This window comes from Alphaproteobacteria bacterium, assembly GCA_004295055.1.
In the GTDB taxonomy this organism is placed as follows: Bacteria; Pseudomonadota; Alphaproteobacteria; order SHNJ01; family SHNJ01; genus SHNJ01.
In genome coordinates, this window is sequence record SHNJ01000026.1 from 1 (window position 1) to 21,453 (window position 21,453).

Here is a 21,453-nt window from a genome sequence, read left to right on the forward strand (position 1 = left end):
CATATCGGGATTCAGCTTTAATTGTTCCACGTGGAACAATTTGGCATGAGCCAAAAATTCCTCAGCGACGATTTTCTCCGCCTCGGCCCATGCCGGTTTTTTATCCAAACTCTCGTAACGTTCGGCGAATTTCCGCGCTTGTAACGGATAATAAGCCATAATTTCCGTCGCGGTGTCGATCGCCGTCAAACCGCCGCCGATCACAACCGCAGGCAAACGGATTTGCAAATTAGCCAGCGAATCTTTTTTACCGGCGCCGGTTAATTGCAGGGCCATCAGAAAATCGGACGCAGCGCGCACACCCTTGGCGAGATTGCCAGGAATATCGAGCAAGGTCGGCTTGCCCGCGCCGAGACACAGCGCGATGTGTTCGAACCCGGCATCGAATGCCTGTTGCACGCCGAGCGTGCCGCCGAACCTGACACCGCCAAATAAATCGAACATCGCGCGGCGCTGTAAAATCAATCGCACAATTTTTAAAAAGTTTTTATCCCAGCGCACCGTGATTCCATATTCCGCCACGCCGCCAAATCCTGCCATCACGCGGTCATCCAGCCGTTCACGCAAAGTTTCTATGTCGCGAATAGGCTCGAACGGAATATTCAGCGGTTCTATTTTCAATCCGTCTATTAAACAAACATAATGCCCGTCATTCAACAAATGATGCGATAGATTTATTCCGGCAGGACCCGCGCCAACCACCAAAATTTTCCGGCTTGTTTCAGGCGCAGGCAAAGGACGCCGTACATTCAAAGGATTCCAGCGAGTCAGCAATGAGTAAATTTCAAAACCCCAGGGCAATGCAAGAACGTCTTTCAACACTCGCGTTTCGATTTGCGGAATATCGACCGGTTCCTGTTTTTGATAAATGCAAGATTTCATACAGTCGTTGCAAATCCGGTGGCCTGTGAGCGCGCACAAAGGGTTGTCGATCGTCACAACACCCAGGCTGCCGATAATATTGCCATGCGATTTCAGCAAATTCATTTCTGAAATTTTTTCTTCGAGCGGACATCCTGCCAGCATCACGCCATGCGGCGATTTCTGAAATTCATTTTTATTTTTCTCGCGCAAGCCCGTCGAGCAGGAATCCTTGCCTTGTTTATGGCACCAGATACAATAATTGGCTTGATCCAGCGCATATTCCAAGTTGCCGCCGGCATCGGTCAATTTAAATCCATCGCGCTGACGCAATTCCGAACGCGGCGATTTCAAAACCATGTACCCATCGCGCATTTCGGTTTCGACAGGAACCAAATTCTGCGGATCTATTTTCTTCGGCAGTTTAAACAAAGCATCTTTTTTATGATGCGTGCGGCCAGCATCGGCAAACAAAGCCCAGCCAGCATATTGTTCCGCCAAAATTAAATTATGTTCATTATTTTTCTCATCCGCCAGCCATGCCAGAATTTCTTCAGCAAATAATAATGGCGAAAACGCAGCACCAAATATTTTTTCCAGCTGCGCGCGCAAAGCATTTCCATCCAACACCCCCGCCGTTTCCGTGTTATATTTTTTGGCGGCCCGGCGTTGCACGAATTGACGCTTGCATTCATATAGCGGCGATAATTGATTATGCTGCGCGCGAAGCGCGGCGATTTCGGCACCAACGCCGAATAAATCGCCAATAAAAGATTCCACCAGCGGCGCCAGCGCGATTATAAATTCCGATTCCGCCAACTTGGTTTCAAATCCATCGCGCCGCGCGGTCATCAATTGATTGAACAGTCCGACATCCGCGCCCTGCAGAAAAGTGCAAAACGCCGCATCCAGGCGGATCAATCCGTCCCGCGCATAAAGATCGGCAAAGGTCAAATTATGGGCCAAATGCAATGACATACCCTTTATCTATAGGCTTTGTGGAAGAATGACAACCAAAACTTCCCTCCCCCCTGTGGGGAGGGTAAGGGTGGGGGTATTGAGATATAAGCCTACCCCCATCCAAGAAAATCTAAGCGCCTGCGGCACTAAGATTTTCTATCCTTCCCCACAAGGGGGAAGGAATAATTTCTTTGACGATCAAACAAAATTATATATGTTATCGATATGATCAATTCCGCAAAACCTGTTTCCGCTTGGCTTTTCCTGTGCTGTGCCATGATTTTTATTATGGTCGCGATCGGCGGCGTTACGCGCCTGACCGAATCGGGGTTATCCATTACGCAATGGAAACCGGTCACCGGTATCATCCCGCCCCTGAACGATGCCGAATGGCAAGCGGAGTTTTCGCTATACCAGCAAATCCCGGAATATCAGCTGGTACACAAAGGCATGACGCTGGATGAATATAAAAATATTTATTTCTGGGAATATTTGCATCGCCTGTGGGGCCGATTGATTGGCGTCGTATTCGCTCTACCGCTAATTTATTTCTGGATGCGCGGAAAGTTGCAGCGTGACTGGAAAGTGCCGTTGGTGATTTTATTCCTGCTCGGCCTGAATCAAGGATTCCTGGGTTGGTACATGGTGCAATCGGGATTGTCGGTCAATACCGATGTCAGCCAATACCGCTTGACCGCGCATTTAACGCTGGCCGCAACCATTTACGCTTATATGTTATGGATCGCGTTACATATTCGCAATTTTTATAAATCCGCGCCTTTGACTCCATCGCCTAAATATCTGCGTGGCGCGGCGATTATTCTGTTCGCGTTATTCTGGCTGACTTTCGTGATGGGCGGATTCATGGCCGGAACCAATGCCGGATTATTATATACCACCTTCCCACAATTCAATGGCGAATGGGCGCCGGGCGGAATGTGGGAAATGCAGCCCTGGTATATGAATTTATTTGAAAATACGACCACGATTCATGCGGTACACCGATTCCTGGCAAGCGCCTTAGTGATCGGCGCGCTGAGTTTAATGATGTATGGTTTTGCATCCAAGACATCCAAAAAAATCAAAGTGCCGTTGATTCATGTCGGTGTAATGAGCTTGATTCAAATGGCGCTGGGCATTTCCACCATCGCGCGCGGCGTGCCCGTTGCGCTTGGCGCAGCGCATCAAGCCGGCGCGATTTTATTGCTGACATTTTTTGTGTGGTTGTTGTTTAACTTGCGTAAAGTCTAAGCTGCTTTTAACACGCCGCGGGCGACTTGATCGCGTTCCAGCGCTTCGAACAATGCGGTGAAATTGCCTTCGCCAAACCCGTCGCTGCCCTTGCGCTGAATCACTTCGAAAAACAGCGGACCGAATACCGGCGGCGTTACGATTTGCAACAAGAATTCTTTATTTTCAGAAACGCCATCCAGCAAGATATAATTTTCCTTCATCCGTTTGATATTCTCGCCCGACCCCGGCAAGCGTTCCTGCAAGGCCTCGTAATACGCATCGGGGACCGGAATAAACGGTACGCCCTTGGCGCGCATGGATTCGACCGTGTCGTAAATATCATTCGGGTTCAGGGCGATGTGTTGAATCCCCTCGCCCTTGTAAGTTTCGATAAATTCGGCGATTTGCGATTGATCGTCGACCGATTCATTGATGGTCAGGCGCATCGTATCGCAAGAACTTAGCAACGCCCGGCTGCGAAGCGCCGTCTGCTTGCCCTTGATATGGAAATACCGGATTTCGCGGAATCCAAATACATCTTTGTAAAATTGCGCCCATCCATCCAGCGCGCCGCGTTTAACGTTATACGCCAGATGGTCGATTTGTTTCAGGCCAATATCCAAATCGTTGCGCGAAATTTCTATGGTAAAATCGGCAAATAATTGCGGCGCGGTTTTTGCATCCAGCACATAAATCAAACTGCCGCCAATGCCTTCGATCGCGTCGATTGGCGCGGATAAATATTCCGGTTTGCGCGACGATAATTTGTAACCGCCGGATTGCGCGCGGGACAAACAACCCGCGACATCGGTCACATAAAATCCGGCTGCCGCGGCGGCGGGACCATGCGCGGCGGAAAATTCGGCGGCAAAGGAAGTTGGAATTTGATTCAAAACAAAATAAATGCCGCCCTGATGAAACAACCGTACCGGCAAGGTTTTGTGCCGCCCAATTTCGGCAAATCCCATATGCGCAAACAACCCCACCAATTCATCGGGTTTGGGAGTAGCAAATTCGACAAAGGCAAAACCGGCGGTAGTCATTAAATTTCAGATCCTGAATGGCGTTTAATTGATTGATTATGCATGAATATAGTCCACCCCAATCCGCTTGCCCAGGGTAATTTAACTACGCTTGACAATATAAAGTTTGTATTTATAACGGATATAAAGATAGGAAGATTTTTTGAGTTGTCATATCATACAAACTACAGTTGATGATGCAGATCTCGCAAAATTCATGCTCGCTTTAGAAAAAGTTGGAGCCACTCTTTCTCACCCACTGCAATTAGATACATCCACCTCAAATTTAGGAATAGATTATAAAATTTGCGGTGAAGGAGGCGGTTGGTATGCTAGCGATATTGCCGACCTAGTAACCGAATTAACCTCGCTTTATAATACGGACCCGCCTGAGGGATTTGATATAGTCCCATTATTCTCCTCAACAGTTACTGTTCGTGACCTACTGAAAAAAGTCAAGGAATGGGCTAGCCAACCAACCAATCACGATCTTGCCCTATTTGCTCATGTATTGAGCACTCATAGAACGCGCACATCAGCACCAAAATTATTCGAAGATACCTTGCTTACCTCAATGAATTTAGGAGAATTAGACTATAGTTCGTTGATTGCAGCCTTAGAAGAAGCTTATGGGGTAATTCTTCCGCGTTTTAACACCGACGAATTATTAAATCGTATATATACTGTCGGCGATTTAATCCAATTTGTTAAAGCATCTAAACCGGACCCCAATTCTCCGGTAACGCAGGCTGGCAATCAGACATTTACCCGCGATCAGGTTTTAGATCTGGTATGCGAACAAATGGCGGCCACATTTGATCGGGACAGGCAAACTCTTTCCGCAGAAACTCCGCTCGCACTTGCCGGTGTTACGCATGAACGCAAAGATACGGAAAAAGCAGTGGAAGCACTCGAAAGAAAATTTGGGATTCCAAATCGAGTCAATCCAAGATCTGTTTCCAGAAACAACTGCATGGATGATCTGGCAAAAGCGGTATTACACGTGCTGATGGACCAACATCGTATTCGTGCACAGTAGATATAAAATTTAAAGCGGGGGGTTTCCCCCACCTTTTACCCCAATTTATCGACTCTAATTAATTGATTATGTTGAAAACACAACTCACTAGTAGCCACACTCTTTGACCCATTCTTCATCGCTTGACAATATAAAGTTTGTATTTATAACGGAGAAAATTTACAGGAGATTTAAATGCCAACAACCTCAGCAGCCATTGATCCAGCCACATTAGATCGTACCGAAATCACAAGCCATGTAAAAGACATTGTCGCCGCGAAATCGAGGGTAGATCGCGCCAAATTGGACGACATGGATTTAACCACCACACATTTTGTCGGTGACCTTAACGCCGATAGTTTGGACTTTGTTGAATTGATTATGGCGGTTGAAGATAGATTTGGAATCAAAATTCCAGACGAGGATGCGGAAAGACTCACCACTGTCGACTTATTAATCGGTTATGTAGCGGGAGAAAGATTACCAGATGTTCCAGCGGCAACTACGTGCGGATTGAACAAACAACATCTACAATCGCCTTATGGAATTTGCGTGAAAGCTTAGGTTGTCAATTTGGCATTTCTCCCAATGATGTCCAACCAAACACCACTTTGGGTTCGTTAGGATTAAACGACCCATTGGCAGTCGCCGGAATTCAAAGTGCGATGGAGCATACGCTAGGCTGTAGTTTTGCAAAGGGTGGCGATTTAAGTGTCTTGAGCAAACCTAGCTCAACTATATCGGAAGCACTCGCAGCGATTGATGCCTGCCCGAAACAACCTGTAAGCGCTAAATCTTCTAAACCAAAAAAACCCAGCGCACCAAATGCTGCTGTTGATTTAAATACTGTTTTAGATTTTGTAGCCGATGTTTGCTTAAGCAGCGCGGGCGTACAACTTGAACAGCAAAGAAAAACTAATTTAACTGCAAGTTTTCCACAAGTGCCGCACGGTTTTCATTCTTATGTCATCGTAAGATTTTGTAAGCAATTTGGGCTTGCCTCCAATCCAACGATAGAAAGCGGCGCTTCGCGTTGCGTAACCCCTATGGGCCTATTTAATCTTGCTTGCAATCTTTTGGCCTCTGAACGACGATTGAACGCAAGATAAGCTTATAAAAACATCGAAGCGGGGTTTTTCCCCGCTTCTTTTTTTACCCTGCCTGCAACTAACCTGTTCAACTGAATTTTAATGGTGATCGGTGCTGCGCAAAAATGGCACGATGTTGGTTGGAATTGCGGTGCCCGACCGTTCGGCCCAATGCACAATATTATGCAACAATGGCACGGCGCCGGATGGATCTTCTTCGACTTGAATAATATGTTTTGCCAATGCGGCCAGCGCGGCGACATCGGTCGAATCTTGCGGTTGTAATTTACAAATGGATTTTAAAACTTGGTCGGCTTCGAATCCCAGCGGATCGTTTTCAATCGGCGAATTGCACAACGATTGATACAAAGCCTGATATTCTGCGATTAATTTGGTCAACTTCATGCTTGTCCTCCAGCGTACCTACTTGGTTGCTATTTCTATTCCCGTTTTATGAGCATATAAGACAGATCCTAACGGCTGGTTAATGCAGCGCAATAAAACGCGGAAAATGGGCTCAAAAACGAAATATATCTTCAAGGGATACGGTGGATTAACAATCACTTCTCACCTGCTATTTAGAACAACTTCTTGTATTGTAACTGAATAATTTTTCTTTTGCTGGCGGATTTGCTATTCTTTTTCGGCCAGTTGGTGGATGTTATTTCAAATTATGCTACATAAATTTCATGACAAAATTAAAAACTAAAAAAACCAATACTTTGCCGGCGAACGATTTAACACCGATTCGCAAAAAAGTATTGCATATTATTCGCGGATACAACCGCCCCATCGGCGCGTATGCGTTGCTGGACGAATATAAAAAAGATCACCCCAACGCGGCGCCGCCGACCATATACCGCGCGCTGGAATATTTAATGGATCAGCATTTGATTCATAAAATTGAAAAATTGAATGCTTATGTCGCCTGTGGCCACGACCACAATCACGGCAACCATACCGAGGCGGTGCAAATTCTGGTTTGCACCAAATGCGGCAAAACGCGCGAAACCGATGCTACAGAGCTGAACAAAAGCACCGCCAAACTTGCTAAAAAGCTTGGCTTTGTGGTGGAACAAAGTATCCTGGAAGTCATCGGGCATTGTAAAAACTGCCAATCATCTTAGTATTTTTCATTTAGTCTTTTTTCATGAAAATTCATTTTGCCGCCGCCGATTATGCCTTTGCCCAAGAAGCCTTAAAACAGCTCAGCAAAGACCATAAAAGCTATCCGCTGGCCGATGCGGACGTGATCGTGGCCCTGGGCGGCGACGGATTTTTACTGGAAACTTTGCACAAATCGCTGAAACATCATTTGCCGGTTTACGGCATGAATCGCGGCAGCATCGGATTTTTATTGAATCAATATCATCCCGAAAATTTATCGGCGCGGTTGAAAAACGCCGAAACCGTAACGCTGCATCCGCTACGCATGGCGGCCATCGATATCGCCGGCGAGCAATTCGAAGCATTGGCGTTTAACGAAGTGTCCTTGTTCCGGCAAACCCGCCAGGCGGCAAAATTGCGCATCGCGGTCGATGCCATCCCCCGTATGGAAGAATTGATATGCGATGGCGTGCTGGTATCGACGCCGGCCGGCAGCACCGCTTATAATCTTTCGGCGCATGGCCCTATTATTCCGCTGGGTTCCGATATTCTGGCCCTGACCCCAATCAGCGCATTTCGCCCCCGCCGTTGGAAAGGCGCGCTTTTGCCTTGCACCGCAAAGGTAACGATTGACGTCATTGACCCTAAAAAACGCCCCGTCAGCGTGGTGGCGGACGACAAGGAATTTCGCGATATTCAAACCGTGGAAATCGCGGAAAACCGCGGTTTAACGCTGAAATTGCTGTTCGATCCGGAAAATCATTTAAAAGAACGGATCCTGCGGGAACAGTTCTTGCCATAAAATATCCACAACTGTGCCGGAAAATCCTTAAAACTGCGGAAATCCGTTAAAAAACTAGTTGTCCGTTGCAGTTAACGGCCAAGTTAGGTAATACTGAGAACCGTGTTTTTTCTTGAAATCCCAATGTCGGGATATCGTTTACCCAGCACCCACTAAGGAGCGGTTTTATGCGTTATCGTTCTCTGTCCGTCGCAGCGGCATTTTTATCGGCCATGATTTTGGCAAACTCAACTTTGGCTTCGCCGCCGCCATCACCGCCAAGTCCAGTCGCGGTCGATCCAGCCCCATTAAATTTACCGCCTGCCCCCGGCGCGCAAAATCCAGGCACCCCGTCAAGCAGCCCATCTTCGGCATCGAACGATCCGTTCAATCCATTAAACAGCATGCCTCCGGCCGCTTCGCCGCCACCGCCATCGAATAATTCCGGTACGTTTGATCCATTTGCGACGGTGGCTCCTGCTGCGACCGATACCACGACAACGACCACCACAATACCAACCGCGACCACGACAACAACCAATACGGTACCGTTGGCGATTCCAAATACTCCGCTGACCATTCCGCCGCCACAAGTTGCTCCAACCGGCAATGTCAATATTCCAACCGGTGGCGCCGCGTCGCCATTTGGATCGGCCTCTGGCGGCGTTCCGCCGGCACCGGATATGCTTGCCCCGGAAATGGCTCCACCGCCGGTTCAAGTCGCAGCGCCGGCAGCGAAACCAAAACCGAAATTTAAACCATCCCTGGCTTCGGGCAAAAAAGCTTTCGATAAAAATCAATTCGATTTAGCCAGCAAACACCTGCTGCCGCTCGCCCGCAAAGGCAATGTCGAAGCGCAATATCTGATGGGCGTGGTTTACTCCCATGCCAAAGGCAAAATGCGCGATTATCAAAAAGCTGCGCACTGGTATGACAAAGCCGCCGAAAAAGGATCGAAAGAAGCCCAATTCAATTTAGGCTTTATGCTGTATCAAGGCGCCGGCGACTCCGGCGATAAAACCTCGGTCGCGCAAGATTACACGCAAGCCGCGAAGTACCTGAAAATGGCCGCCGACCAAGGCGTGCCGATGGCCCAGCATTTGATGGGCTTGTTACATTTGCGTGGTCAGGGCGTTGCCATGAATATGTACGAAGCATTGCGGTGGTCGTCGCTGGCCGCCGATAATGGCATTCACGAATCCATGTACAATGCCGCCATGCTCAGCGTTCGCCGCCCTGGCGCAACCATGCAGGATTACATCAATGCCTATAAATGGTTTACCATCCTAACCGCGCAAGGATATCCTGGCGCCGCGGAAAACCGCATGATGATCACCAAATATATGCCATACAACGCAATCCAATATGCGGATGCGCTGGCCCGCAACTGGCGTGCGCCGGATTCGGCATCGAACACCACCGGCATGGATGTTCCTGCAACCATAAATACATTGCCATCGGCAACATCGGCACCGGTATATACTCTGTCCGTTCCGCCGTCGGCGACCCCGTGGACCAACCCGGACACGTATCAACGTGTGGACACCTATCGTCCGGCATGGGCGCCGCAACCAATGGCAACCATGCCATTGCCGGCCCCAGGCAACACCGGTTACGTGCCGCCAAATTATGGCTGGAGCATGGGCATGGAAAAAGTTCCAGCGCCTACGCCAAACGGCCAACCGCAAATGGCGCAACCGATGAACGATCCAAACGCATGGCCATGGCCGCAACAAGCGCCAACGCCAGCGCCCGTCAATCCGTATCCGCAAATCAACCAGCGGGAACGGTATATGATGATGAATTAATCGTCCGGCATATTAAACAAAAAGGCGGCTGTTACAGCCGCCTTTTTTATTCATTAAATATCGCTGAAAATTAAAACTCGCCGGCTTCCATGGAACGCAGCAATTCGATCGTCGCGCGCTGGAAATAGGCATTGGGATTTTGCTGACAATAACGGGTCATCCAGCCCATGATATCTTCGGATCTTTTGCCGCGTGCGACGTTGCCTGTGCTGGACACCAAAGTGTTATAGGCGGAAATGAATCCGTTGACCCATACTTGGTAATTCTTGCTGACCGTTTCCTGGCCGCGCGCCGCGAAATCCAGATATTCCGAACATTTGGAATTGCCATGACCGTAAATCGCGATCATATCCTTGCCCACAGGCTGGACAGCGCCTGCGGTCTGCGCAAATGAAATTGTGAATGGCGATAAGGTTAGCAATGCGGCAAGAACCAAAGTACGTTTCATAAAAATCTCCGGACTGGAAAGATAAATAGGATGAGAGGCTGGCACTATAGCTAAAATTCCATAATCAGGCTAGAGGCTAATAAAACTTACCCTCTATTAAAGGCTTTTAATAAAAGCCCATATTTATTCTTGATTGCCCGTATAAAGATCGCTAAAAAGTTTGTTCTACCGAATAAATGAATCCCTAAAGGGCCCACGTGGCGGAATTGGTAGACGCCCGGGACTTAAAATCCCGTGCTGCGCAAGCGGCGTGCCAGTTCGAGTCTGGCCGTGGGCACCATATATTTTCCTAAAAATTTTTGGGTTGTGCCAGGCCAGACGAGAAATGCGCCTAGGTTGGTTAGGCGGTGGCGCAACTATATTGAGTGTCTGGCCGTGGGCACCATCCTACGCTATAAAAAATAAAATATAATGTGTAGGATGTCCTTCGAAGCTCGGAACGAGCGTAGGAGGACTGATGCAACAAAAACTTCGGATGGCGAAGCCAATTTATCTTCCCCAAAAATTTATTACCAATCCTGAATTTGGAATGCGGAATCGCCATGTTTTTGGGCCATAGAAGTTATGGCAGAAGACGCCTGATCCAGCAATTTTTGGTCCGTGGTACGCAATACCAGTTTTAACTGATACGCCCCATTGCGAAAGGCTGGATAAGATCCAATATCAACTTCAGCATATTGGTTTTGAATTGCGGTCAGGTCGTCTGCTATGTTTCCTTCCATCAACCGGCAAGTAATGCTGCGCGTTAAAATGGGTGGACCGCCGACCAATTGCGGAATCAATCCCTTGAACATTTGCTGCATAATATTGGGCACGCCAGCCATCACAAATACATTGCCGATCCGGAATCCCGGCGCGCTGCTGACCGGGTTTTCAATAATGCTGGCGCCGCGCGGCATACGGGCCATCCGGCGGCGTGCCTCGTTCAATTCGATACCCTGGGTACGGTAATAATTTTGCAGACGCTGTATTCCGTCCGCGTTTTCTTCGCATGGAACGCCAAATGCCGCTGCAACGCTGTCGGCGGTAATATCGTCATGGGTTGGGCCAATACCGCCAGTGGTAAATACATATTGATATTCGGCGCGGCATTCATTGACCGCTTTGACAATGGCCAATTCCACGTCCGGCACGACACGCACCTCGCGCAAGGCAATACCCAACCGGCTGCATTCCCCAGCTAAAAAAGGGATATTTTCCTCGCGCGTATGCCCGGCAAGGATTTCGTTACCTATAATTATAATGGCGGCGGTAGGAGACATGGAAAACTATATATATCACAAGCGTTATTTGAACATAGCATAAACCGCCCTATTTTGATATAAACTAAGGACAGCAAGGATAATCATGTACACCCGCGAAAACAGCGAAAAGATCACATTACACAAGCCCGAAGATTTTGCCGGCATGCGCAAGGCTGGCCGTTTGGCCGCCGAAGTGCTGGATTTTATCACACCGCACGTTATCGAAGGCGTGACCACCGATAAATTGGATCAATTATGCGAAAAATTCATTCGCGATCATGGCGCTATCCCTGCCCCGCTGGGATATAAAGGTTATCCAAAATCCATTTGCACATCGATCAACCATGTTGTCTGCCACGGCATTCCATCCGACCGTGTGTTGATGGACGGCGATATTCTGAATGTCGACGTTACGGTTATTCTGGACGGCTGGTATGGCGATACGTCGCGCATGTACGCCATCGGCGATATTCCGGTGCGTGCGAAAAAATTGATGGATGTGACTTATGAATCGATGATGCGCGGCATTGCCGCGGTTAAACCGGGCGCGAAATTGGGCGATATCGGATTTGCGATTCAATCTTATGTCGAAGAAAACCGGTTTTCCGTGGTGCGCGATTTTTGCGGTCACGGCTTGGGCCGCGTATTCCACGCCCCGCCCAGCGTTTTGCATTTCGGCGAACGCGGCGAAGGCGATGAATTGAAACCGGGCATGTTTTTTACCATTGAACCTATGGTGAACGCCGGTAAATACGACACCAAAATTCTGGCGGATGGGTGGACCGCGGTAACGCGCGATAAATCATTGTCGGCGCAGTTCGAACATACGCTGGCCGTAACCGATACCGGCTATGAAATTTTCACCCTGTCACCCGCCGGACTGGACAAGCCTTACGCTTAATCATGACTGCCGCGCCGAAGAAAAAAGATCTTCCCCATTATACTGGCCACCGGCAAAGGCTCCGCGAAAGATTTTTGAAAAACCCCGACAGTTTGCCGGATTATGAATTGCTGGAAATGTTGCTATTCGCATCGAACCCGCGTGGCGATACCAAACCATTGGCCAAAGAATTGATCAAACAATTCGATAATCTCGCCGGCGTATTGAATGCCAGCGTTGTGGAATTAGAAAAAATAAAAGGCATGGGCGAATCCGCCATCGGCGCAATCAAAACCGCCCAAGTATGCGGCATTCGCATGTTGCAACAACAGGTAATCAATAAACCCGTTATCAGTTCTTGGAAGGAACTGCTGGATTATTGTTACGCGAAAATGGCGCATCGCAAGACCGAAGAAGTACGTATTTTATTTTTAGATTCTAAAAACCAACTGATCGCCGACGAACAATCGCAGGAAGGCACAATCGATCACGCTCCGGTTTACGCGCGCGAAATTGTTAAACGCGCGCTGGAACTCCACGCCAGCGCCATCATCATGGTACACAACCACCCGGCCGGCGATCCCGAGCCATCGCGCGAGGATGTTAGCATCACCAAAACCGTGCAAAAGGCGCTGGCCAGCGTGGATATCGAATTGCACGACCATTTAATTATCGGCCGCGAAGGACATAAGAGTCTTAAATCGAGCGGGATTATATAAATAAATCAACGCTCTATTGTTTATTCTTCATGACATGGGAAAACTTCTAAAGCGCATTGACGGCGATAATTTTATGTCTTATAAGTTTCCTTCAAAGAAATACTGGCGGGTGCGATGAGCGCAGCGGAAACATTAAAAATACTAACAGCAAATATGGAGCAAGGATTAGGGGTTTTTCCAAGCACATTTAGCGCCAAAGGCTTCCCGGTCGGGGCTTGCAACACAGCAGGCTTTAGAAATGTTCAAGAAGATAGCGCCTTCGCCGGAGAGCCCAAAACGCATATTCCAGATGTTAAGGCCGCCCACCAATTCTTGCGGGGACAAGCAAAATACATTCAGGAAATAACCGCAAGATGCCGCGGCATCTCGACATTGGCCATGGCGCTGTTTTTGCCGGATGGAAATTTGGTTACCGCCCATGTTGGCGACACGCAAATATATAGTTATGGCCTTCCGAAAAGCACTGCTTTTCCATCCGTTAGCAGCATCATGCTACCCAATGGACAACGCGTTATTGAATCAATTTCCACGATTCCAACCTACGCACTGCAAACCCCCAACTATAGTGTCACCTTTTTAAGCGCTGAGGCCGGATTGCCACCCTTCCATCCATTGTTGGAACCGCATCGGATCGGCAATTTAGCTGAAATAGAGGCTTTGCGCTCTCGCGGACTGACCATAAACTACAAAGGCCGCGTCCCTGTTATCGAAGTTCGTACCCCGGCAGTGCATTGCAATATTCAAATCACCGGTTGCGTAGGCAATGGTCAAGTTAGCGAAGAATTGGGCCATGATTTCGGATATCATGTTTTCTCGCCAACCGATTTAAGCGCTATGAATAGCCAGCTTATTTTAATGGCTACGGATGGGTTTGAACCAGCGACCTATAATCATTTGATTCCAACACAAATCATGGACCATATAGGGGAAGAAGACGGGATGGCGATGATTGCCGCCTATTGCGCGCGCGAAGCGATACGGCGGGGATCGAAAGATAACGTAACGGTAATGGCCACCAATCCGGCAAAACCGCCAAAAGCGCCTGTATGGATGGTAATGATGGATTGTTCATCATCGTCTGACGTCGCCATAGTCACCAATGACCATTTAAAACGCATGGTCACAAGACCTTATATTTTAGAAGCCACACGTCCTAAAACTTCCACGATTGGCCCAGGCCATCCGGCGCATCCAATGCGGCACCCGCGCACGCGGCGCCGATAACGCTTTATTGTTAACCCTTTATTTTTACACAAAAATCGTCTACAAGAAATAACTGCAACCAAGCCCCATTCGTTAAATAAGAGGCGATATGATCCCGCGTTATTCAAGGGCCGAAATGGCCAATATTTTTTCGGACGACAATAAATATAAAATCTGGCTGGAAATAGAACTTCTCGCCGCCGAAGCGATGGTGCCGCTGGGCATCGTGCCGGACAGTGCTGTGAAAAATTGCCGCGCGAAGGCGAAATTCGATATTCCCCGCATCGCCGAAATCGAAGCCGAAACCAAACATGACGTGATTGCGTTTTTAACCAACGTCGCCGAATATGTCGGCGAAGACGCAAGGTTTTTACATCAAGGCATGACATCGAGCGATGTTTTGGACACCACCCTCGCGGTGCAATTGAAACAAGCGGCCGAATTACTGATCGCGGATTTAAATGCGCTGCTGGCGGCGATTAAAAAACGCGCGATGGAATATAAAAACACGCCCACCATTGGCCGCAGTCACGGCATTCACGCCGAACCGACCACTTTTGGCGTTAAACTCGCTGGCCATTATGCCGCGTTCGAACGTTGCGTGAAACGTTTACAAGCGGCGAAGGACGATATCGCCACTTGCGCCATTTCCGGCGCGGTGGGCACGTTCGCCAATGTCGATCCATCGGTCGAAGAATACGTCGCCAAAAAACTGGGATTAAAATCCGAACCCGTATCGACGCAAATCATTCCACGCGACCGGCACGCCATGTTTTTTGCAACGCTGGGCGTTATTGCAAGCTGCATTGAAAATCTCGCCACCGAAATCCGCCATTTGCAACGCACCGAAGTGCGCGAAGCCGAAGAATTTTTCAGCGCCGGACAAAAAGGATCGTCCGCCATGCCGCATAAACGCAATCCGGTATTGACGGAAAACCTGACTGGTCTTGCGCGTATCGTGCGCGGCTCTGTTACCCCAGCTTTGGAAAACGTAGCGTTGTGGCATGAACGGGATATTTCCCATTCCGCGGTTGAACGCACGATTTTGCCGGATGCTTGCGTGGCGCTGGATTTTGCCCTCGCCCGGTTAACCGGCGTTGTTGAAAAATTGCTGGTTTACCCGGAACGCATGCAGCAAAATCTGGATGCGCTGGGCGGTTTGGTATTCTCGCAACGCGTATTGCTGGCCTTGACGCAAAAAGGCGTCAGCCGCGAAGACGCGTATAAACTGGTTCAACGCAATGCGATGCAAGTTTGGGAACGCGGCGCCGATTTTCAATCGCTGTTAAAAGCCGATAAAGACATCACCGCCAAATTGCCGGCGAATGACATCGAATCCTTATTTGACATGAAATATCACACCAAGCACGTGGACACGATTTTCAAACGGGTTTTTGGCGCATAATGGGCCACATGTTGCACAGCACCGAAATCGTACTAACGCTGTTGTTTATTATGGCTTTGATCAGTCTTTTTTCCAAGCTGGTCAGCATTCCATCGCCGATCATGATGACCCTGGCCGGTTTGGGGTTGTCGATGATTCCGGCAATGCCGGAAATTAAACTGAACCCGGATCAAGTATTTTTATTATTTCTGCCGCCGCTATTGTACACCAGCGGGGCCAGCACGTCCTGGCGCGATTTCCGTTTGCATATGCGGGCCATTGTCACGCTGGCAACCGGCCTTGTAATCGCGACTTCCATCGCAATCGCCGCAACCGCGATGTATACGATCCCCGGCATGACCTGGCCGCTGGCCTTATTGCTTGGCGCCATCATATCTCCGCCCGATGCGGTTGCCGTTACCGCCATCGCCAAACGCCTCAATCTGCCGAAACGTATCGTGGTTATATTGGAAGGCGAAAGCCTGATGAACGACGCCACCAGCTTGGTGTTATTCAAACTGGCCCTTAGCATTATTTTATCCGGCGTATTTAGCTGGAACACTTCGGTGACCGAATTCGTACAGATGGCGGGCGGCGGCATTGCCGCAGGCATTTTAATAGGATTTCTGGCCGTCAAATTGCGCATGCCGATCGACGATCCTTCAGTCGAAGTTGTCTTATCGCTTTTGACGCCATACGCCGCCTACTTGGCCGCCGAGTTTATGCATTGTTCCGGAATTTTATCGGTAGTGGCTTGCGGCCTGTATGTTGGCTGGCATTTGCCCAGCATTACATCGTCACAAAGCCGGCTGGTATCGTACACCATATGGGAAGTCATCAGTTTTATTTTAAACAATGTCATTTTCCTGTTAATCGGCCTGCAGTTGATGCACATCGTTGAATCGATACAAATGTACCGCACAGAAGATTTAGTTTTATATACCGCGATTACCTCGCTGACCATGATCGCGGTGCGCGTAGTGTGGGTGTACTTCGGCGCCTACACGCCGCATTTATTGTCAAAGCGCGTGCGGGAACAAGAAACCAAGCCGCCGGCAAACTGGGTGCTATTCGTTGGCTGGGCCGGGATGCGCGGCGTGGTATCACTGGCCGCCGCGATGGCCATTCCCGTAACGCTGAATGATGGCACGCCGTTTCCATATCGCGATTTGATTTTATTCATCACCTTTGTTGCAATCATTATTACCATTGTTATCCAAGGACTAAGCCTGGGGTACATCGCCAAATTGCTGAAAATCCCAAAAGATGAAAGCGAAACCATGGAAGAACGCGCCGCCCGTCACCACATCACGGCAACCGCGCTTCAATATTTGAAAATTTTCGAAGGATCGGACTATCATCACCCAACCGCGATCGAAGCCTTGCAAACCGATTATTCATTGCGCCTAAATGCATTGGATAACCGGGACAGTTCGCCATATCTTAGTTGCATCCAGTCGCACCAGGATCTGCGCCGCGATTTGATCAATCTGCAACGGCAGGAATTGTTGAATCTGCGCCGCAACAAGAAAATAGGCGACGAAGTCATGCGCAAATTGATCCGCGAACTGGATTTCGAAGAAATGCATCAAAGAAGCCCGGTATAATAATGTGTACTTTTGTCATTTTGCGCCGATCCAGCAATCCGTGGCCGGTCATTATTGCCGCCAATCGCGATGAACGCCTGACACGAAAATTCGAATCCCCTGCCCGGCATTGGAAAGATTTTCCCGATGTGGTCGGTGGATGGGATGAAACGCGTGGCGGCACCTGGTTTGCCATCAACGATGCCGGCGTGATGGCCGCCATTATGAACCGCCCTAACTCGCTCGGCCCGCACGATGATAAACGCAGCCGCGGCGAATTGATTTTAGAAGCTTTGACCCATGCCGATGCCAGCGCCGCGGCAGAGTCCCTCGCCTATATCAAACCAACTTCCTATGCGCCATTCAACATGGTGATTGTCGATAATACTTTTGCGTGTTGGTTGAAACACGACGGGTCCGGGAAAATCGAAGTCTCGGAAATTCCCGAAGGCTATTCGATGATCACATCCAACGACCGCAACGATTACAATGTGCCGCGCGTGCGCACTTATTTGCCGCGCTTTCAATCGGCCAAGGCCCCCGACCCGGATCAGGATCAATGGCGCGATTGGGAATCGTTATTGGGCCAGCGGCTTTATTCCGCCAAAGACGGCCCGCAAGGCGCGATGTGCATCGTGGATGAAGAAAATAATTATGGTACGGTGTGTTCGCAATTGCTGGCCATCCCGCATGTGGAATCGCGCCGCAAACCGATATTTAGATTCGCCAATGGCCGTCCGGGCGAAGCGCCATTTTCGCCGGTGGAGTTGTGATTAGTTGCTGCGCGAGTGAAGTCTTTCGCGCACGGCATCCATTATAAACTTTCTGTGTTTTTGACCACGTTCCAAAGCTTTCCGGTCATATAATGCTCCTTCTGCTTCGTGGAGAATGACGGCAGGGGTTTTTTCCCGCGCGTATGATTTTTCAAGCGACGAATTCACCCATGAAACCGCCAAAAGCGTAACTTGTCGATTCGAAGGTTTAGCCCTCAACGATATTTTCCGAAAGTTTTGCACAATAGTGCGCCGATGTTTTCTTTCTGCTTTTTGGACTCTGTTCTCGGAAAGGGATATTAACTCTGTCACTACTTTTTCTTTTGCTGCACGCTCATCTCTTTTAAAGGCAGGAGAAATAAAATTATTGGCCGTGTGTATACCTATGTCTACAAGAACTAAGAATCCAACAAAAAGTGGGTTCATAAAATAAGCCATCCCCGCTACTACTAATGGACTTACTATCGCCGCGCCGATTTTCCTCCAACGCGGGAATCGATGCATCGATTCTGGAATACCATATATAACGCTTCTCCGCCGTGCTGCATGGATATAATTATCCAATGCCGCTTCCAACGGCCGTTCTTCGGCGACCGGCAATTGCGCGGTTGGAGCTAGGGTAATCATTATTTACCCTCTGGTATGAGCGTTCTGCAATTGCCACAAAATCGCTGGCGCAATGGCGCTGGATTTAGGTGCGGGTTTACTTTCCTCGACGGAAGGTTTTTGCAACGACGGATCTAAGGGAGCTTGCGGAACGACTGCGGGTGTTGGGGTCGGCACCGGCATTTGAGATTTATGATAATAATTATAAGCGGCGCTTCCCCAAAAAGCTAACAAGGCAATGCCGAATCTTATCCCGGTCATTTTTTGATAACTGTTGATTTCTTTGCGTAAAGGCGAATCTTTCCCAACCTCTTTTATCCACTGATTAGGATCCACTGAAATTGCATTATCGCCTCTAAAATAAGCGTGTACATGCGCTCTAATTTTATTGAATCCTAATTCGGCGATTAATTTTCGCCCTGCTATTAATGTTGAAACACCGGCATATAAGGCCACTAATTGAAGGGAGCCCGTTTGTATAATAAAATATGATATTAGTCCAACTGCGGCAAAGGTTTGCATCACCTGCGCACTCATAATTTTTTTAGTAACTTTTGCCGCCTCGGCAGTTGCGAAATTTTGCTGTATTGTTAAATCTCCAAGCTCAGTCGGAGCATAACCCTTATCCAGCAGCGGAAATTGTCGCCCCAATCGGTTTGCAATGGTGGCTAATAAAACATAGGATCGTTTGGCTGCCTCAACGCGATCTACCCAAGTTCCGGCTCTGGTTGGAAAATCATTCCCGGTCATCTTTAAACCCTCTAAAGTTTCCCTGAAAGATACTCAACCATTATCCCCGGGTCAACCACGATTTGGCTTTGTTGTGGGGAAAGTGATTGGGGGCACTATTGCTTGATACTTAACCATTGAATAATCAGTGAAATTGCTGCTATAAAATGGCCTCAAATTCGTTATAAAACCCATACTTGCCAGTTTTGTGCAAAGGATATTTCCATGGCCAAACAACGCCGCCGAATTTACGAAGGTAAAGCCAAAATTTTATACGAAGGTCCGGAACCTGGAACCATCGTTCAGTATTTCAAAGACGACGCCACTGCCTTTAACAATCAGAAAAAAGGCACGATTGAGGGCAAAGGCGTTCTGAACAACCGCATTTCAGAATTTATTATGACCAAAATTGGCGAATTGGGCATTCCCACCCATTTCATCAAACGCCTGAATATGCGCGAACAATTGATTTATTCGCTGGAAATTATTCCAATCGAAGTCGTGGTCCGCAACGTGGTTGCCGGAAATCTGGCCAAACGACTTGGCGTTGACGAAGCGCAAACCCTGCCCCGCCCGATTGTCGAATATTATTACAAAAAAGACGAATTGGGCGATCCAATGGTCACGCTGGATCATATCGTCGCTTTCGGTTGGGCGGATGCGGATGAAATTGATGGCCTGACGGGCCTTACCCTGCGCATCAACGATTTCCTGACCGGCATGTTCATGGGCGTTGGTTTGCGTCTGGTGGACTTCAAATTGGAATATGGCCGCCTATATGACGAAGACGGCAACGGCATTTTGATGTTGGCCGATGAAATCAGCCCGGATAATTGCCGCCTGTGGGACATCAAAACCAACGAGAAAATGGACAAAGACCGTTTCCGCCGCGATTTGGGCGGTGTTACCGAAGCGTACCAAGAAGTCGCCCGCCGTTTGGGCCTGATGAACGAAGGTTTAGCCGAAGTGGTATCTACGAAAAGCAACGTAGAGGCGATTGGACCGAAGAAGAAAGGGTAAGAGGTATCAGATGAAAATCAGAGTGTATGTCTCATTAAAAAACGGTGTTCTCGATCCCGTTGGCGTCACCGTCAAAGGCGCGCTGAACCGCATGGGTTTCAATGATGTCAGCGATGTTCGCACCGGCAAGTTCATTGAGCTTGATGTCAATCAAACCGACAAAGCCAAGGCCGAAGCCGAGGTAAAAACCATGTGCGAGAAATTGCTCGCGAATACGGTTATCGAAGATTACAAAATCGTCGCAGCATAAGGATAAAAAATGAAAGCAGGCGTTGTCGTATTCCCCGGATCCAATTGCGAGCGTGAATGCGCCGTGCATTTGGAAAAATCATCCGGCGTAAAACCGGTGATGTTATGGCACAAGGATACTTCCATCCCGAATCTGGATGTGATCGTTCTGCCAGGCGGATTTGCATTCGGCGATTATTTACGCACCGGTGCAATGGCCGCGCATTCGCCGATCATGGGTCCTGTTCGTGACGCCGCCAAAAAAGGCGTGCGCGTGATTGGCATTTGCAACGGATTCCAAATTCTGGTCGAAGCCGGATTATTGCCTGGCGTATTGCGCCGGAATAAGGGCCTGAAATATGTCTGCAAAGAAGTTTTCCTGCGCGTGGAATCGAACGATTCGCCGTTTACCCGAAAATATAAAGCTGGCCAGACCGTATGTTTTCCAGTCGGCCATGGCGAAGGCAATTATTACGCCCCCGAAGACACATTGAAACGTATCGAAGATAAAGGCCTTGTCGCGTTCCGCTATGTCACCGAAATGGGCGAAGTTAATGATAACGCCAACCCGAATGGCGCGATGAACAACATCGCCGGAATTTATAACGAAACCAAAAACGTGCTGGGGTTGATGCCTCATCCTGATCGCGCCGCCGACCCATTGATCGGCCGCAACGACGGACGGGCGATGTTTGATAGTTTATGTGTATAAGGGATTGGGTATTGGGAAAATTAAATTAACACTAAACCCAACC

General features: G+C 48.7%; 23 protein-coding genes and 1 tRNA gene. 17 read left to right on the plus strand and 7 right to left on the minus strand.

The genetic code is table 11. The features are described from left to right. Positions 1-1,839 (minus strand): pyridine nucleotide-disulfide oxidoreductase (locus EYC62_06130; protein ID TAH33775.1); only part of this gene is annotated, 1,839 nt, incomplete at its 3' end. Positions 1,840-2,046: 207 nt separating this feature from the next. Between EYC62_06130 and EYC62_06135 the strand changes: the two genes are divergently transcribed. After that, positions 2,047-3,072 carry a heme A synthase gene (locus tag EYC62_06135; GenBank protein ID TAH33776.1) on the plus strand — a complete coding sequence of 342 codons (1,026 nt, stop codon included), beginning with the start codon at positions 2,047-2,049 and terminating at the stop codon, positions 3,070-3,072. Here EYC62_06135 and hppD read toward each other — a convergent pair. Next, positions 3,069-4,097 carry a 4-hydroxyphenylpyruvate dioxygenase gene (gene hppD / locus EYC62_06140; protein TAH33777.1) on the minus strand — a complete coding sequence of 343 codons (1,029 nt, stop codon included), beginning with the start codon at positions 4,095-4,097 and terminating at the stop codon, positions 3,069-3,071. The genes EYC62_06135 and hppD overlap by 4 nt on opposite strands. A gap of 142 nt (positions 4,098-4,239) precedes the next feature. Here hppD and EYC62_06145 point away from each other — a divergent pair, with 142 nt between their 5' ends. From EYC62_06145 to EYC62_06155, 3 genes are all read left to right on the plus strand, one after another. Further along, a complete protein-coding gene (locus tag EYC62_06145; protein ID TAH33778.1) occupies positions 4,240-5,115 on the plus strand; it encodes an acyl carrier protein in 876 nt (291 codons plus the stop codon). 174 nt (positions 5,116-5,289) lie between these two features. After that, positions 5,290-5,658, plus strand: a complete 369-nt coding sequence (acpP, locus tag EYC62_06150; GenBank protein TAH33779.1) for an acyl carrier protein — start codon at positions 5,290-5,292, stop codon at positions 5,656-5,658. Then, on the plus strand, positions 5,643-6,203 hold the full coding sequence (locus EYC62_06155; protein TAH33780.1) for a hypothetical protein: 561 nt from the start codon (positions 5,643-5,645) through the stop codon (positions 6,201-6,203). The genes acpP and EYC62_06155 overlap by 16 nt, the downstream gene beginning before the upstream one ends. 78 nt (positions 6,204-6,281) lie before the next feature. Here EYC62_06155 and EYC62_06160 read toward each other — a convergent pair whose 3' ends face one another. Then, positions 6,282-6,587, minus strand: a complete 306-nt coding sequence (locus tag EYC62_06160; GenBank protein ID TAH33781.1) for a hypothetical protein — start codon at positions 6,585-6,587, stop codon at positions 6,282-6,284. A 284-nt stretch (positions 6,588-6,871) separates the two neighbouring features. Here EYC62_06160 and EYC62_06165 point away from each other — a divergent pair, with 284 nt between their 5' ends. From EYC62_06165 to EYC62_06175, 3 genes are all read left to right on the plus strand, one after another. Next, positions 6,872-7,309 (plus strand): transcriptional repressor, encoded by a 438-nt coding sequence (locus EYC62_06165; GenBank protein ID TAH33782.1) that lies wholly within the window; start codon positions 6,872-6,874, stop codon positions 7,307-7,309. A 23-nt stretch (positions 7,310-7,332) separates the two neighbouring features. After that, on the plus strand, positions 7,333-8,091 hold the full coding sequence (locus EYC62_06170) for an NAD kinase (protein ID TAH33783.1): 759 nt from the start codon (positions 7,333-7,335) through the stop codon (positions 8,089-8,091). Between the two features lie 167 nt (positions 8,092-8,258). Then, on the plus strand, positions 8,259-9,878 hold the full coding sequence (locus EYC62_06175) for a hypothetical protein (GenBank protein TAH33784.1): 1,620 nt from the start codon (positions 8,259-8,261) through the stop codon (positions 9,876-9,878). 70 nt (positions 9,879-9,948) lie between these two features. On the opposite strand, the gene EYC62_06180 is transcribed toward EYC62_06175, so the two are convergent. Continuing rightward, on the minus strand, positions 9,949-10,326 hold the full coding sequence (locus EYC62_06180) for a hypothetical protein (GenBank protein ID TAH33785.1): 378 nt from the start codon (positions 10,324-10,326) through the stop codon (positions 9,949-9,951). Between the two features lie 191 nt (positions 10,327-10,517). Here EYC62_06180 and EYC62_06185 point away from each other — a divergent pair. Further along, positions 10,518-10,606 (plus strand) — tRNA-Leu (locus EYC62_06185). 229 nt (positions 10,607-10,835) lie between these two features. On the opposite strand, the gene EYC62_06190 is transcribed toward EYC62_06185, so the two are convergent. Continuing rightward, positions 10,836-11,588 carry a competence/damage-inducible protein A gene (locus EYC62_06190; GenBank protein ID TAH33786.1) on the minus strand — a complete coding sequence of 251 codons (753 nt, stop codon included), beginning with the start codon at positions 11,586-11,588 and terminating at the stop codon, positions 10,836-10,838. Between the two features lie 85 nt (positions 11,589-11,673). Here EYC62_06190 and map point away from each other — a divergent pair, with 85 nt between their 5' ends. The 6 genes from map to EYC62_06220 all read left to right on the plus strand — a co-directional run bounded on the left by map (position 11,674) and on the right by EYC62_06220 (position 18,115). Then, a complete protein-coding gene (gene map, locus EYC62_06195; protein TAH33787.1) occupies positions 11,674-12,471 on the plus strand; it encodes a type I methionyl aminopeptidase in 798 nt (265 codons plus the stop codon). A gap of 2 nt (positions 12,472-12,473) precedes the next feature. Further along, positions 12,474-13,169, plus strand: coding sequence for a JAB domain-containing protein (locus EYC62_06200; GenBank protein TAH33788.1), 696 nt, complete (start codon positions 12,474-12,476; stop codon positions 13,167-13,169). A 114-nt stretch (positions 13,170-13,283) separates the two neighbouring features. Continuing rightward, complete coding sequence (locus EYC62_06205) at positions 13,284-14,393, plus strand: protein phosphatase 2C family protein (GenBank protein TAH33789.1); 1,110 nt, start codon at positions 13,284-13,286, stop codon at positions 14,391-14,393. An 88-nt stretch (positions 14,394-14,481) separates the two neighbouring features. Then, positions 14,482-15,777, plus strand: coding sequence for an adenylosuccinate lyase (locus tag EYC62_06210; GenBank protein TAH33790.1), 1,296 nt, complete (start codon positions 14,482-14,484; stop codon positions 15,775-15,777). Then, positions 15,777-17,363, plus strand: a complete 1,587-nt coding sequence (locus tag EYC62_06215; protein ID TAH33791.1) for a Na+/H+ antiporter — start codon at positions 15,777-15,779, stop codon at positions 17,361-17,363. The genes EYC62_06210 and EYC62_06215 overlap by 1 nt, the downstream gene beginning before the upstream one ends. Positions 17,364-17,365: 2 nt before the next feature. Then, positions 17,366-18,115 (plus strand): hypothetical protein, encoded by a 750-nt coding sequence (locus EYC62_06220; GenBank protein ID TAH33792.1) that lies wholly within the window; start codon positions 17,366-17,368, stop codon positions 18,113-18,115. On the opposite strand, the gene EYC62_06225 is transcribed toward EYC62_06220, so the two are convergent. Next, a complete protein-coding gene (locus EYC62_06225) occupies positions 18,116-18,742 on the minus strand; it encodes a hypothetical protein (GenBank protein ID TAH33793.1) in 627 nt (208 codons plus the stop codon). 3 nt (positions 18,743-18,745) lie between these two features. After that, positions 18,746-19,471: a hypothetical protein gene (locus EYC62_06230; protein ID TAH33794.1), complete on the minus strand. Its 726-nt coding sequence runs from the start codon at positions 19,469-19,471 to the stop codon at positions 18,746-18,748. A gap of 204 nt (positions 19,472-19,675) precedes the next feature. Between EYC62_06230 and EYC62_06235 the strand changes: the two genes are divergently transcribed. From EYC62_06235 to purQ, 3 genes are read left to right on the plus strand one after another with little or no spacing between them, the layout of a single operon-like run. Then, complete coding sequence (locus tag EYC62_06235; protein TAH33795.1) at positions 19,676-20,470, plus strand: phosphoribosylaminoimidazolesuccinocarboxamide synthase; 795 nt, start codon at positions 19,676-19,678, stop codon at positions 20,468-20,470. 10 nt (positions 20,471-20,480) lie between these two features. After that, positions 20,481-20,720, plus strand: a complete 240-nt coding sequence (gene purS / locus EYC62_06240; GenBank protein TAH33796.1) for a phosphoribosylformylglycinamidine synthase subunit PurS — start codon at positions 20,481-20,483, stop codon at positions 20,718-20,720. A gap of 9 nt (positions 20,721-20,729) precedes the next feature. After that, a complete protein-coding gene (purQ, locus tag EYC62_06245; protein TAH33797.1) occupies positions 20,730-21,410 on the plus strand; it encodes a phosphoribosylformylglycinamidine synthase subunit PurQ in 681 nt (226 codons plus the stop codon). Positions 21,411-21,453: the final 43 nt, after the last annotated feature.